A 12,853-nucleotide genomic window follows, 5' to 3' on the forward strand; every position below is an offset into this window, starting at 1 on the left:
CCGATGCGCATCGCACAACTCGACGACCGCACCGTGCTGTTGACCGACGAAGGCGCCATCGACGTCCCCGCCGAGCCGGCCGCGGACCTCTTCGCCCGCTGGGACGACCTGCGCGAGTGGTCCACGTCGGCCACCGGCGCCCGCCCTTACGACCCGGCCGCCCTCCAGGCACCCGTCCCCGCCCCCCGCCAGATCTTCGCCGTCGCCCTCAACTACCGCCCCCACACGGCGGAAGCGGGCTACGAGGAACCCGACGCCCCCCTCGTCTTCACCAAGTTCCCGACCTGCCTCACCGGCCCGCACACCACCGTCGACCTGCCCCCCGGCAACGTCGACTGGGAACTGGAACTCGTCGCGGTCATCGGCCACGAAGCCCGCCGCGTCCCCGTGGAGAAGGGCTGGGACCCGGTCGTCGCACTCACCGTCGGCCAGGACCTGTCCGAACGGCTCGCCCAACTCGCCGGCCGCCCCGCCCAGTTCTCCCTCGCCAAGTCACACCCGGGATTCGGTCCCATCGGCCCCGCACTCGTCAGCCTCGACGAGATCGAGGACCGCGACGACCTGGAACTCACCTGCGAGCTGAACGGCGAGACCGTCCAGCACGACCGCACCGGCAACATGATCTTCCCGATCCCGCGACTGGTCTCCTACCTCAGCGAGTTCTGCACCCTGCTGCCGGGCGATCTCGTCTTCACCGGCACCCCGGCCGGCGTCGGCAACCGGCGTACCCCCCAGCGGTTCCTCACCCCGGACGACGAACTCGTCAGCCGCATAGGCTCGGTGGGGGAGATGCGGCACCGCTTCCGGAAGGCGACTCCATGACCCCTACCGTCTTCACCGGCGTCCAGGTCTTCGACGGCACCGGACGGGACCCCTTCCCGGCCGAGGTCCTCGTCGAGGGCAACCGCATCACAGCCGTCGCGGACCGCGTCCCGCGCGTCGGCGCCCGGGTGATCGACGGAGGCGGCGGCACCCTGCTCCCCGGACTGGTCGACGCCCACGCCCACCTGGGCTTCGGCTCCACCGTCGAACACCGCTCCCTGCGCCGCGACGAACCCGACGAGGAGAAGGCCCTGCTCGTCGCCCACGCCGGGCGGGTCCTCCTCGACCACGGCATCACCAGCGCCTACTCCGGCGGCAACCGGCTCCCGCGCACCGAGACCGCCGCCCGCAAGGCCTTCGCCGAGGGCTGGATGCCGGGGCCGAGACTGAAGGCGGCCTCCTGGGAGGGCAGCGCGGGCATGGTCGAGCCCGGCGTGTACGACTTCCCGGGCACAGACAGACGCGCCTCTGACCCCGAGTCGGTTGCCCGCTTCGTCACGGAGATGGCCGAACTCGACGCCGACATCGTGAAGTTGTCCCTGTCCGGCGAGAGCGCGGTCGTCCAGGGCACCTCACGGATCGTCCAGTTCACCGACGAGGAGGTCGCCGCGGCCGCCCGGACCGCCGAGAAGCACGGCGTCTGGCTCACCGCGCACGCCCACGCGGCCGAGTCGATCAAGATGGCCGTACGGCACGGCATCCGGGCGATCTACCACTGCACCTTCGCCGACGAGGAGGCCCTCGACCTTCTCGAAGCAGCCCGCGACCACCTCTTCGTCGCCCCGACCCCCGGCATCATCCACGCCAACCTCCACGAGGCCGGCAGCGAACCCGAGCCCGGCATGGAGGTCGAGGCCACCGCCGAGGCCGTACGCGAGGTCGTCCCCGAACTCGTGCGGCGCGGCGTGCGGGTCGTGCCCGGCGGCGACTACGGCTTCGCCTGGAACCCGGTCGGGCGCAACCTGCGCGACCTGGAGCTGTTCGTCGACTGGTTCGGCTTCACCCCGGCCGAGGCCCTGCGCGCCGCCACCTTCCACGGCGGCCAGGTCATGGGTATGGGCGATGAACTCGGCCTGATTCAGGAGGGATTCCTCGCCGACCTCGTCCTGGTCGACGGTGATCCGCTGGCGGACATCACGATCCTCCAGGACCGCGACCGGCTCGCGGCGATCATGAAGGACGGCGTGCTCCACAAGGCGCCGGCGTGACCCGGGTCCGGACGGCGGGCGGACGGCTCGTGGGGGAGCGGCAGAGCGGTGTCGCCGTGTTCAAGGGCATCCCCTTCGCCGAACCGCCCGTGGGGGAGCTGCGCTGGCGGCCGCCCCGCCGGGCTCCGGCCTGGGACGGGGAACGCCGGGCGGACACCTTCGGACCCGCGCCCCTGCAACCGCAGCCGCCCCGCGACTCGATCATGTACCACACCAACTTCGCCGACCGGCGGGCCCTGGTGATGAGCGAGGACTGCCTCTACCTCAACGTCTGGACCCCGGACACCGCCGGCGGACTGCCGGTGATGGTGTGGATCCACGGCGGCGGCAACCGTTACGGCCACGGCGGCCAGGAGATCCACGACGGTACGGCCATGGCCCGCCGCGGCCTCGTCGCCGTCACCCTCAACCACCGCCTCGGTGCCCTCGGCTTCCTCGCCCACCCCGAACTGGCCGCTGAGAACGACACGGGCGCCTCCGGCAACTACGGACTCCTCGACATCGTCGCCGCCTTGACCTGGGTACGCGAGAACATCGCGGCCTTCGGCGGAGACCCCGACCGAGTCACCCTCGCCGGCAACTCCGCGGGCGCCGCCCACATCTGCCACCTCATGGCGGCACAACGGTCCCGCCCGCTCTTCCGCGCGGCCCTCGCCCAGAGCGCCTCGGGCGTGGGGCGCGCGGAGGGACCGCTGCCGGAACAGGCCACCGCGCAGAAGCAAGGACTGCGCTGGGCCGAGCACTTCGGTGGGCGGGGCATCACCTCACTCCGCCGTCTCGACGGCGTCGAGCTCGTCCTCCAGGGCCACTTCGGACCGGTCGTCGACGGCCACCTCCTCACCGAGCCCAGCGACGACGTGTTCGCCGAGGGCCGCCAGCACGCCGTACCGCTCCTGCTCGGCAGCAACCGCGACGAGGGGTCGGTGTACGCCACCCTGGACGCCGTACGACATCTGCCGCTCGGGCCGGGCGGCGACGAACTGTACCCCGTCCGCGACGCCGACGAAGTCCGGCGCACGGCACGGCGGTTCACCGGCGAGAGCCGCTTCACCTACCCCGTATGGCACTGGGCCACCGCCCACCGCACCAAGGCACCGACCTGGCTGTACCGCTTCGAACGCACCCCACCCCTCCCCGCCGATCTGGAGGTGGCTCCGCCACGCGACGGCCTGGGCTCCTACGGCGTCCACCACACCGCCGAACTGCCGTACGCGCTGGACAACTTGGACTGCCGTCCCTGGCCCTGGACGGACCGTGACCGCGAGCTGGCTCGCACCATGGCGGACGCCTGGGCGCGCTTCATCGAAACCGGCGATCCGAACGGCGGAGACCTCCCGGTCTGGCCCGCCTTCACCGGAACCGAGGCGATGGTCCTCGGGGACACGGTCGAGGCGGGAACCGTGGAACGCCTCGAGGCGATGCGACTGCTGGCCCGCTGCCCCCGCCCTCTCTGACCTCGATGACCGACTGCCCCCTCTGGAAGGACCCCGCATGGCAAGACTCCCCGACACCGACGGCAGCGGCGACATCGCCCAGCGCATCCGCGACCGCCGGGGCGGCACCCTGCACCCCCTCGACCGCATGCTCCTGCACAGCCCTCAGCTCGCCGACGGCTGGAACAGCCTCCTCGGAGCGGTCCGCGGCCGCATGGAACTCCCCGCCGACATCCGGGAGATGACGGTCCTGCGCATCGCGGTCCTCAACCGGGCCGAGTACGAGTGGACGGCCCACGAGGGTGAGGCGCGCCGGGCCGGGCTCACCGACGCCGATCTCGTCGAACTCCGGCGGGAGGAACCGGAGTTCGACGAGCGGCGCCGACGGGTCATCGCGTACACCGATGCGATGACCCGGGACATCCAGGTGAAGGACGAGCTGTTCGACGCCCTGCGTGGCGACTTCACCGACGCGCAGCTCGTCGAACTGACGGCGACCGTGGCGGCGTACAACATGGTGTCCCGCTTCCTGGTCGCCCTGGACGTCTAGGAGCGGCGGCCGTGACGCCGCAGGAACCGGATGAGCAGTCTGTTCCAGGCGTCCGGCTGCTCCCAGTGCGGGTTGTGCCCGGCCTCGGTGACGACATGGGTCTCGACGTCCTGGAGGTGCTGGGCGTTGAGCCGCATCAGCGAGGGCGGGCTGTAGAGGTCGGAGTCGCCGGTGATGAGCTGGACGGGCAGGGTGAGGGTCTCCAGCGCGGCCCAGGTGATGGTGTTGGCCAGGGACTGCGGGAAGGAGTCGGCCGCCCGGGCCCGTTCGTGGATCGCCAGCCAGGCGGCGACACCGTCCGGGTCGCCGCCCCGGTAGGACGGACCGAGCTCCTTGAAGTCGACCGGCATGTCCCCGAACGGGTCCGGCTGGAGCGAGGCGGTCAGCGCCTGGTACTCGGCGTCCTGGATACCCATGACGCTGCCGGAGACGGTGAGGCTGAGCAGACGGTCGCCATAGGAGAGCGCGTAGTCGATCGCCACGGGGCCGCCCGCGGCCGAGCCGTCCACGTGGAAGCGGTCCAGGCCCAGGTGGTCGGCGAGCGTGTCGAGGTCCCCGGAGGCGGTGTCGGACTCCGCTCTGGTGCCGGCCACCGACCCGTAGGCGCCCCGCCGCGAGTAGCCGATGACCCGGAAACCTGCCCCTGCCAGCACCGGCTGCTGGTACGGCCAGCTCTCGCCGCTGCCCGACCCCGGATGCAGCAGCACCACCGGCTCGCCGTCGCCGCCGGTGTCCCAGCACCACAGGCTGCCGCCGCCGGAGACGGGCACCTGGTACTCGGTCACCGGCACCTGCTCGGGTATCGCGACCGGCTCCCACGGTTCCGGCGTATGAGATGTGCCTGCGTGGGCGGGGCCCGGCGCGGCTCCGGTGACGGCGAGCGCGGCCAGGGCGCCGCCGACCACCGCTCGTCTGCTGAAGGCCGCGGAGGTGCGGTCCGCATTCATGGATCCTCCCAGGGGTGTGATGTCTGTCGACACGTGATGTCTGTCGACAGGTGAACAGGGATGGCCGAAAGGGCTTGTGAGGGGATGAGATAGTGTCGACACCGTTGAACCGGCTGTGAGCCGTGGCAGGCAGGGAGAATCGCCGCATGACCGATCAGGACACGCACCTGGTGCTGGAGCGCCTGCTGCGGCTGCGGGACCGGCGCGAGCCGCTGGTCGCGCAGATCGCCGAATGGGTCGGCGCCGGGATCATCGAGGGACGCCTCGAACCGGGCCAGGACCTCAACAGCGTCGACCTGTCCCGCCGTTTCGACACCAGCCGCACGCCCGTCCGCGAGGCGCTGATGCTCCTCGAACAGGAGGGCCTGGTCGAGATGAAGGCCCGCCGCAGGCCCCGGGTCGCGGCGCCCTCGCTCCAGGACATCCGGGACATCTACCAGGTCAGGCGACAGCTGCTGGCCATGCTCGCGGGGCTGCTGGTCGAGCGCGCCACGGACACCGAACTGGCCGAACTCCGCGGCCGGGTGGAACGTATGCGCAAACTGGCCGACTCCGGGGACGTGGACGCGTACTTCTGGGCCCACGTCCAGCTCCAGGAGCGCATGACCGAGGTCGTCGGCAACGCCACCCTGAAGCAGATCCTCGACTCCCTGGCCCTGCGCACCCTCATGCTGCGCCACTTGAGCCTGACCCGCGCCGGGCGCCTCGCCTACAGCATCGACGACCAGGAACGACTCCTCCAGGCCTGCGAGGAGCGGGACGGCGAGCTGGCGTCGGCGCTCATCGCGGGGGCGACCGTCCGGGCGCTGCGGGCCGTGGAGGAACAGATGGAGCAGGACGCGGCGCGCACCCGCAAACCGACGCGGAAGCGGTCCGCCGTGTCCTGAGGGCCGGCGCCCGGCGCACGGTCGCCCGGTGAGTGCTCCGCGCGCATGGCCTCTGGCTCGTGGTCACTTGGCGAGCACTCGGCGCGTATGGCCTCCGGCTCGTGGTCACTTGGCGAGCACTCCGCCGTCCACCGGGAAGTTGCCGCCCGTCACCCACGCCGCCTCGTCCGAGGCCAGATACACCGCGCACCACGCGATGTCCTCGGGCGTCCCGGTCCGCCCCAGCGGAATCCGGGCCAGCAGCGCCTCGCGCGCGGCCCCTTCGTGCGCACCGGCCGACTCGGTCGCGGGCGTACGGACCATCCCGGGCGAGATGGTGTTGGCGCGGATGCCCGACGGCCCGCCCTCCACGGCCAGTTGCCGGGTCAGCCCGAGCACGGCCGCCTTGCCCGCGCAGTGGGCGACCATGCCGAAGGTGCCGCTGCCCCGAAAGGCGTTCACCGAGGCGAAGTTGACGATCGAACCGCCTCCGGACGCCGCCAGGTGCGGCCACGCCGCCTGCACCGGCAGGAAGACGACGTCGACCTCACCTTGCAGAGTGGGCGTCCACTGGGCGTCGAAGTCCATGCCGGCGGCCGTGGCCATGTGCGGGGCGATCGCGCCGGCGGTGACGAGGACGTCCACGCGCCCGTGCCGGGCGGCCGCCTCGTCGGCGAAGCGGCGGGCGTCGGCCGGCCGGGTCATGTCGAGCGGGGCCAGCATGTCGACACTCAGCCCGCGTTCGGCCGCGAGCTTGCGCGTTCCCTCCGCCGCGTCCGCGTCGATGTCGCAGCCGACGACGGTCGCGCCCTGCTCGGCGAAGAGCAGCGCGCACCCCTGTCCGATACCCGCGCCCGCGCCGGTGACGAGCGCGACCTTTCCGGAGAGCCTGCCGGTCACGTGGACCCCCTTCACTGGGCTGTCGTACGAGACCGCGGTACGGCTCGCCCTCCATTCCTAGTGTCGACACTATGGCGCGGTCAAGGGTGGTGGCGTTCGCCATTCCGGATAGTGTCGACAGTCGGGCATCGCGTCAGCCATGCATGCGCTTTCTATTGACGTGTACTCGGCAGGGTGGCTTTCATGGGAGCGCTCCCAAACCTGCTCCTGAACCCGCTCCCAACTCCCCTTCCGAAGCCTGAGTTTCTTGGCGCTCACTCCCTGGAGTCGCAGTGAGAAGAACAAGAAGCACGACAAGAAAGAGCCTCCTCGCCCGCCTCGTGATCGCCCTGCTCGGCCTCGTGGTCGTCGGCGCGCTGTGCCCGGCCGCGGCCCAGGCGCAGACCGAGCCGGCCGACGTCGGCACCCAGGCCACCGGGCTGCACATCGGCAACGGCAGGCTGCTCGAAGGCAATGGCAACGACTTCGTGATGCGCGGCGTGAACCACGCCCACACCTGGTACCCGAACGAGCTTCAGTCGCTGGCCGACGTCAAGGCGCTCGGCGCCAACACGGTCCGCGTGGTCCTCGCCGACGGCCACCGCTGGACCGCCAACACCGCATCGGACGTTGCCAACGTTGTCAGCCAGTGCAAGGTCAACCGGCTCATCTGCGTCCTGGAGGTGCACGACACCACCGGATACGGTGAGGACGCCGCCGCCGGCACCCTCGACCAGGCGGCCGACTACTGGATCGGCCTCAAGGACGTGCTGGCCGGTCAAGAGAATTACATCATCATCAACATCGGCAACGAGCCCTGGGGCAACACCGGTCCCGAGGGCTGGACCGCCCCCACCATCGCCGCGATCAAGAAGCTGCGCACCGCCGGCTTCGAGCACACGATCATGGTGGACGCGCCCAACTGGGGCCAGGACTGGCAGGGCGTCATGCGCGCCAACGCCCAGTCCGTGTACGCCGCCGACACCACCGGCAACCTGCTGTTCTCGATCCACATGTACAGCGTCTTCGACACCGCCGCGGAGATCACCGACTACCTCAACGCCTTCGTCACCGCCAAACTCCCCCTCGTCATCGGTGAGTTCGGCGGCCCCGCCGACCAGTGGGGCGACCCGGACGAGGACACGATGATGGCCACCGCCGAGCAGCTCGACCTCGGCTACCTCGCCTGGTCCTGGAGCGGCAACACCGACCCGATCCTCGACCTGTCCATCGGCTTCGACCCCACCCAGCTCAGCGCGTGGGGCCAGCGCATCTTCAACGGCGTCAACGGCATCGCCCAGACCTCCAAGGAAGCCACGGTCTACGGCGGCGGCACCCCGGGCGACACCCAGGCGCCCACGACCCCGGGCACCCCCACCGCCTCCGCCGTCACCGCCACGTCCGCGGCCCTGACCTGGACCGCGTCGACGGACAACGTGGGTGTCGCCGGATACGACGTGGTGCGGGTGAGCGGGGGTACGGAGACGAAGATCGCGGCCTCCACCGCCAACTCGGCGACGCTGTCCGGCCTCACGCCCGCCACGGCGTACACCTTCGCCGTCTACGCCCGTGACGCGGCCGGCAACCGGTCCGCCCGCTCGGCCACGGTGAACGTCACGACCGGCACCGCCCCGGCGCTCGCCTGCTCCGTCGGCTACCGCGTCGTGGGGGAGTGGCCCGGCGGCTTCCAGGGCGAGATCGTCATCCGCAACACCGGAGCGACGGCGATCAGCGGCTGGAAGCTCGGCTTCTCGTTCGCCGACGGACAGACCATCGCCAACATGTGGGGCGGCACACCCACCCAGTCCGGCTCCACGGTGAGCGTGGCCCCCGCGTCGTACACCTCGACCGTCCCCGCCGCCGGTTCGGTCACCGTCGGCTTCATCGGGAACAAGGGCAGCACGAACACCGCCCCGACCGCGTTCACGCTCAACGGGAGTGCTTGCGCGACCGGCTGAGCACCGGCCGAGCATCGCATCGGCTGAGCGCACCCTTGTGCTTCGATTTCCGAATCGCCATACTGATTCCGGAACGCTGGTTCGGAAATCGAAGCAGGAGGTGCCGCATGCCGCGCATGGAACCACTCCACCCGCCGTACCCGGCCCCGATCGACCGAGCGCTGCACCGCTGGATGCCCCCGGGCGCGCCGCAGGACCCGCTCACCCTGTTCCGGTCCCTGCACCGCAACCCGGACCTGGCCTCCCGCATGTTCGTCCTGGGCTCCGGCCTGTTGAACCACGGACTGCTCCCCGCCGAGGACCGGGAGCTCGTCATCGCCAGGGTCACCGCACGCACCGGCTGCGCGTACGAGTGGGGCGTGCACGCCGCCTCACTCGCCCCGCAGGCCGGACTCACCCCCGACCAGCTCCGGGCCACCGCCGAAACGACCACCACCGAGGCGGATACGGTGGAGTGGTCACCGCGTCACACGGCCCTGCTCACCGCGGTCGACGAACTGCACGACACCGCGCGGCTCTCGCAGCCCGCCTGGGACGCCCTGCGCACCCACTACGACGACGCCCAACTCCTCGAATTCCTCGTCCTCGCGGGCTGGTACCGCGTCATCAGCTATGTCGCGAACGGCCTTCTCCTGACGGAGGAGCCCTGGGGTGTGCCGTTCCCGGTGGGTTCGTGAACCGCCCGACGACCTTCCAGAGTTGGCGCTCCCGCTCCCTGTCATACGACTTGGCCGACGACCGGGCCACACGCCACCGGTCGACATAGTCCCCGCTGCCCGCCGGTGTCGCACCGAGGACGACATCGGCCAAGTACCGCTCCGCACGGCCGCGTCCGGTCGTGAACGGGGTGAGGGTCGTCGCGGGCAGGATGCACCGCATCGCGACCTGCGTATGTCACCTACACTGCCGCCACCGGGCACGAGCGACGCGGGCGAACTGGGCCTGCCGCGTGCCCTGGGAGTGACGGGCGTCTCCGGCATCCGAGCCGTCGAGAAGCCGCCTTCGTCGCGGCCCCACCCTTCCCTTCAGGCACGAGAGGCATCCTCACCATGCGCCGTTACGTTCTCACCGGCACGCCGGGCGCGGGCAAGACATCGATCCTGCGCGCCCTCGCCGGCCTCGGCCACGTCGTCGTAGAGGAAGCGGCGACCTCGGTCATCGCACGGGCCCAGGCCCGGGGCGAGGACGAGCCGTGGACACGCGCGTCCTTCATCGAGGACATCGTCGAACTGCAACGCACCCGCCAGTTGACGGCACCCGCCACGAACTCCCTCCAGGTGTACGACCGTTCGCCGGTCTGCACCCACGCGCTCGCGCGATACCTCGGACGACCGGTGCCGCCCTCCCTCGCCGCGGAACTCGAACGGATCACGACCGAGGGGATCTACGAGCGTCAGGTGCTCTTCGTCCGCAACCTCGGCTTCTGCGAGCCCACCAGCGCCCGCCGGATCAGCTTCGCGGAGTCACTGGAGTTCGAGAAGGTCCACGAGCGGAGCTACCGCGAGTTCGGCTACGAGCTCGTCGACATCGCCGCCGCGGGCCTCGCGGAACGGGTCGCCGTGGCCGACGCGGCGATCACCCGGCCCGGAGGGGGAAGTTTTTCGAGGTGAGCGGTGGTCGCTGTGCGTCGAGTGGATTGTTTTTCGCATCTGTCACGGATGTCGGATGTACCGCAGATCCCTTGAGGAGCCGTCGATGATCGTCGGACACAACCAGGACGAGTACCGCCTCGTCCCGCTCCTCGACACCGAACCGACGGTCACCGCCTACCCGGAGGGGGCCGCCGGGGCCCAGTGAGTCAGAGGCGCGCCGCGTGGTCCGGGACGTAGGTCTGCAGATCGCGCGGTGTGCGCTGGTAGCCGGTCGACGCGGGGCGTTCCGGCAGCTCCAGGACCGGCGGGGGCACCTCGTGGTACGGCACCGAGCTCAGCAGATGGGCGATGGTGTTGAGCCGGGCGCGGCGCTTGTCGTCGCTCTCGACGACGTACCACGGGGCCTCGGCGATGTCGGTGTGGACCATCATGTCGTCCTTGGCCCGGGAGTACGCCTCCCAGCGGGTGATCGACTCCAGGTCCATCGGGGACAGCTTCCAGCGCCGCAGGGGATCCTCCAGGCGGCGCCGGAAGCGCTCCTGCTGCTCGGTGTCGCTCACGGAGAACCAGTACTTGCGCAGGAGGATGCCGTCCTCGACCAGCATCCGCTCGAAGACCGGGCACTGGCGCAGGAAGAGCTGGTGCTCCTCCTTGGTGCAGAAGCCCATCACCTGCTCGACTCCGGCCCGGTTGTACCAGGAACGGTCGAACAGCACGATCTCCCCGGCGGCCGGCAGATGCTCGACGTAGCGCTGGAAGTACCACTGGGTGCGCTCGCGTTCGGTCGGCTTGGGCAGCGCCGCGATCCGTGCCACGCGCGGGTTGAGATGCTCGGAGACCCGCTTGATGGTGCCGCCCTTGCCCGCCGCGTCACGCCCTTCGAAGACGACGACCAGCCGGGCGCCCTCGGCGCGCACCCACTCCTGGAGCTTCACCAACTCCGTCTGGAGGCGCAGCAGTTCCTTCTCGTACGCCTTGCGCGGCAGCCTGTCTGACTTGTCGCCGGTCATGCCGCCTCCACGCCCGTCGTGCTCCGGAACACCAGGACAGCACCGTACTGTCCGGCGGTCGTCGGCGCATCGTGGAGGGCGGGGCGGCGGCCGCCTGCGCGGGACGCGACCACCCTTGTCGGGAGTACTGACAGCGCGAAGTGTGGCGTGTAGATTGCGGCCGTCACGAAAGTGCACAAAATCAGTCGGGCTGTCGACACGCACGTCGGGCTGTCGACGCGCACCAGGACAGCCGTGGTCTCTTCCCCACCCCTTCCCCCAGGAGAGCCCATGCAAAGGCGCATGTTCGGGCTTGGCGCAGCACTGATCACCCTCGTCGGCGTGGCCGGATGCGGATCCTCGGACTCGGGAACGAGCGGTTCGTCGTCCTCCGGCGGCGGCAGGACCACGACGGTCAAGGTCGGCATCGTGCCGATCGTCGACGTCGCCCCGCTCTATCTGGGCCAGAAGAAGGGCTTCTTCGGCAGCCGCGGCATCAAGGTGGAGATGGTTCCCGCCCAGGGCGGCGCCGCGATCGTCCCGGGTGTGGTGAGCGGCCAGTTCACCTTCGGGTTCAGCAACACGACCTCCCTGATGGTCGCCCAGGTCAAGGGAGTTCCGGTCAAGTCCGTCGCCAACGGCGCCGCGTCCAACGGCAAGGTGGGCGGCGATGTCACCGCCGTGATGGTGAAGAAGGACAGCCCGGTCAAGTCGGCCAAGGACCTCGCGGGCCGCACGGTCGCGGTGAACACCCTGCAGAACATCGGCTCCACCACCGTGCGCGAGTCGGTCCGCAAGGATGGCGGCGACCCGGACAAGGTGAAGTTCGTCGAGATCCCCTTCGACCAGATGCCGGCCGCCGTCGACGACGGGCGGGTCGACGCAGCGTGGATGGGCGAGCCCGCGCAGACCATCGCCAAGGCACAGGGCGCCCGCGTCGTCGCGTCACCGTTCGCCGAGACCGACCCCAAGCTGACCGTGGCGACGTACTTCACCTCGACACAGACCGTCCAGAAGGACCCCGACCTGGTGAAGAACTTCACCGCGGCGATGACGGAGTCCCTGGAGTACGCCTCCGCCCATCCGGACGAGGCGCGCCAGATCCTCCCCACCTACACCAAGATCAGCGGTGATGTCCTGAAGAACCTCATCCTGCCCAGCTGGCCGGCCGAGGTCGACATGGCGTCCCTGGAGAAGCTCGCCGGCCTCGGTGAGCAGGACGGCCTGTTCGGCGGCAAGAAGCCCGATCTGGACACCCTGTTCTCATGACCGGGGCGCGGCGTCCCCCTGGGCCCGGTCCGTGACGACCTCGCCCCGGATCACCCGGGGGGCCGCCCCCTCGTCCTGTGCGGCGCGCGCCTCCGCCTTGAGGATGCGCGCCGACTTGCCCGCGGAACGGGCGAGCCCGGGAAGCTTCTTCGCGGCGAGCACGGCGATGACGACGAGGAGAATGACGGCGAGCTCGCTCATTCCGAACATGGGGATCCCTCCGGATCGGACGGTGACGCCGAAGTCGGAGGCGATCCCGGCCAGGCCGGAAGCGTACCCGCAGGCGGCCGCGCGGGGCAGCGCGGTGTCCGTACGATGGACCGCCCGTGAAGTGCGCGGC

13 protein-coding genes are annotated in these 12,853 nt (G+C 70.5%); 9 read left to right on the forward strand and 4 right to left on the reverse strand.

Annotation, left to right across the window (positions count from 1 at the left end):
- Positions 1–3 precede the first annotated feature (3 nt).
- Genes ABZ928_RS17625 through ABZ928_RS17640 form a run of 4 tightly spaced genes read left to right on the forward strand, consistent with a single transcriptional unit; the run spans position 4 to position 4,013 of the window.
- Positions 4–822 (forward strand): fumarylacetoacetate hydrolase family protein, encoded by an 819-nt coding sequence (locus ABZ928_RS17625; protein WP_361519167.1) that lies wholly within the window; start codon positions 4–6, stop codon positions 820–822.
- Positions 819–2,030: an amidohydrolase family protein gene (locus ABZ928_RS17630; protein ID WP_361519169.1), complete on the forward strand. Its 1,212-nt coding sequence runs from the start codon at positions 819–821 to the stop codon at positions 2,028–2,030. Before ABZ928_RS17625 ends, ABZ928_RS17630 begins: the two co-directional genes overlap by 4 nt.
- Positions 2,027–3,484, forward strand: a complete 1,458-nt coding sequence (locus ABZ928_RS17635) for a carboxylesterase family protein (RefSeq protein ID WP_361519171.1) — start codon at positions 2,027–2,029, stop codon at positions 3,482–3,484. Before ABZ928_RS17630 ends, ABZ928_RS17635 begins: the two co-directional genes overlap by 4 nt.
- A gap of 37 nt (positions 3,485–3,521) precedes the next feature.
- Entirely contained in the window at positions 3,522–4,013 is a 492-nt protein-coding gene (locus ABZ928_RS17640) for a carboxymuconolactone decarboxylase family protein (protein WP_361519173.1), read from the forward strand.
- Here the strand turns inward: ABZ928_RS17640 and ABZ928_RS17645 are convergent.
- A complete protein-coding gene (locus ABZ928_RS17645) occupies positions 4,010–4,960 on the reverse strand; it encodes an alpha/beta hydrolase (RefSeq protein WP_361519175.1) in 951 nt (316 codons plus the stop codon). The two genes, ABZ928_RS17640 and ABZ928_RS17645, sit on opposite strands and share 4 nt — an antisense overlap.
- A 146-nt stretch (positions 4,961–5,106) precedes the next feature.
- Here ABZ928_RS17645 and ABZ928_RS17650 point away from each other — a divergent pair, with 146 nt between their 5' ends.
- Positions 5,107–5,847, forward strand: a complete 741-nt coding sequence (locus ABZ928_RS17650; RefSeq protein WP_361519177.1) for a GntR family transcriptional regulator — start codon at positions 5,107–5,109, stop codon at positions 5,845–5,847.
- A 105-nt stretch (positions 5,848–5,952) separates the two neighbouring features.
- Here the strand turns inward: ABZ928_RS17650 and ABZ928_RS17655 are convergent, their stop codons facing one another.
- The gene (locus ABZ928_RS17655; RefSeq protein ID WP_361519179.1) at positions 5,953–6,726 is read right to left on the reverse strand and encodes an SDR family oxidoreductase; all 774 of its coding nucleotides are present in this window, start codon (positions 6,724–6,726) and stop codon (positions 5,953–5,955) included.
- Positions 6,727–6,998: 272 nt separating this feature from the next.
- On the opposite strand from ABZ928_RS17655, the gene ABZ928_RS17660 reads away from it, so the two are divergent.
- The 3 genes from ABZ928_RS17660 (at position 6,999) to ABZ928_RS17670 (ending at position 10,273) form a co-directional block, all read left to right on the forward strand.
- On the forward strand, positions 6,999–8,663 hold the full coding sequence (locus ABZ928_RS17660) for a cellulase family glycosylhydrolase (RefSeq protein ID WP_361519181.1): 1,665 nt from the start codon (positions 6,999–7,001) through the stop codon (positions 8,661–8,663).
- 107 nt (positions 8,664–8,770) lie between these two features.
- Positions 8,771–9,340, forward strand: a complete 570-nt coding sequence (locus ABZ928_RS17665) for a carboxymuconolactone decarboxylase family protein (protein WP_361519183.1) — start codon at positions 8,771–8,773, stop codon at positions 9,338–9,340.
- Between the two features lie 372 nt (positions 9,341–9,712).
- Positions 9,713–10,273, forward strand: a complete 561-nt coding sequence (locus ABZ928_RS17670; protein ID WP_361519185.1) for an AAA family ATPase — start codon at positions 9,713–9,715, stop codon at positions 10,271–10,273.
- Between the two features lie 188 nt (positions 10,274–10,461).
- Here ABZ928_RS17670 and ppk2 read toward each other — a convergent pair whose 3' ends face one another.
- Positions 10,462–11,265 (reverse strand): polyphosphate kinase 2, encoded by an 804-nt coding sequence (gene ppk2, locus ABZ928_RS17675; protein WP_361519186.1) that lies wholly within the window; start codon positions 11,263–11,265, stop codon positions 10,462–10,464.
- 270 nt (positions 11,266–11,535) lie between these two features.
- Here ppk2 and ABZ928_RS17680 point away from each other — a divergent pair, with 270 nt between their 5' ends.
- Positions 11,536–12,513: an ABC transporter substrate-binding protein gene (locus ABZ928_RS17680; protein WP_361519188.1), complete on the forward strand. Its 978-nt coding sequence runs from the start codon at positions 11,536–11,538 to the stop codon at positions 12,511–12,513.
- On the opposite strand, the gene ABZ928_RS17685 is transcribed toward ABZ928_RS17680, so the two are convergent.
- Positions 12,508–12,723, reverse strand: coding sequence for a twin-arginine translocase TatA/TatE family subunit (locus ABZ928_RS17685; RefSeq protein ID WP_361519190.1), 216 nt, complete (start codon positions 12,721–12,723; stop codon positions 12,508–12,510). The genes ABZ928_RS17680 and ABZ928_RS17685 overlap by 6 nt on opposite strands.
- Positions 12,724–12,853 lie beyond the last annotated feature (130 nt).

It is taken from the genome of Streptomyces sp. NPDC046909 (assembly GCF_040644695.1).
Taxonomy (GTDB): Bacteria; Actinomycetota; Actinomycetes; order Streptomycetales; family Streptomycetaceae; genus Streptomyces.

Bases quoted from the DNA above. Each gene is read 5' to 3' on its own strand.
- ABZ928_RS17630 (WP_361519169.1), top strand. From the start codon at position 819: ATGACCCCTACCGTCTTCACCGGCGTCCAGGTCTTCGACGGCACCGGA.
- ppk2 (WP_361519186.1), bottom strand. From the start codon at position 11,265: ATGACCGGCGACAAGTCAGACAGGCTGCCGCGCAAGGCGTACGAGAAG.
- ABZ928_RS17645 (WP_361519175.1), bottom strand. From the start codon at position 4,960: ATGAATGCGGACCGCACCTCCGCGGCCTTCAGCAGACGAGCGGTGGTC.
- ABZ928_RS17625 (WP_361519167.1), top strand. From the start codon at position 4: ATGCGCATCGCACAACTCGACGACCGCACCGTGCTGTTGACCGACGAA.
- ABZ928_RS17680 (WP_361519188.1), top strand. From the start codon at position 11,536: ATGCAAAGGCGCATGTTCGGGCTTGGCGCAGCACTGATCACCCTCGTC.
- ABZ928_RS17650 (WP_361519177.1), top strand. From the start codon at position 5,107: ATGACCGATCAGGACACGCACCTGGTGCTGGAGCGCCTGCTGCGGCTG.
- ABZ928_RS17640 (WP_361519173.1), top strand. From the start codon at position 3,522: ATGGCAAGACTCCCCGACACCGACGGCAGCGGCGACATCGCCCAGCGC.
- ABZ928_RS17665 (WP_361519183.1), top strand. From the start codon at position 8,771: ATGCCGCGCATGGAACCACTCCACCCGCCGTACCCGGCCCCGATCGAC.
- ABZ928_RS17685 (WP_361519190.1), bottom strand. From the start codon at position 12,723: ATGTTCGGAATGAGCGAGCTCGCCGTCATTCTCCTCGTCGTCATCGCC.
- ABZ928_RS17670 (WP_361519185.1), top strand. From the start codon at position 9,713: ATGCGCCGTTACGTTCTCACCGGCACGCCGGGCGCGGGCAAGACATCG.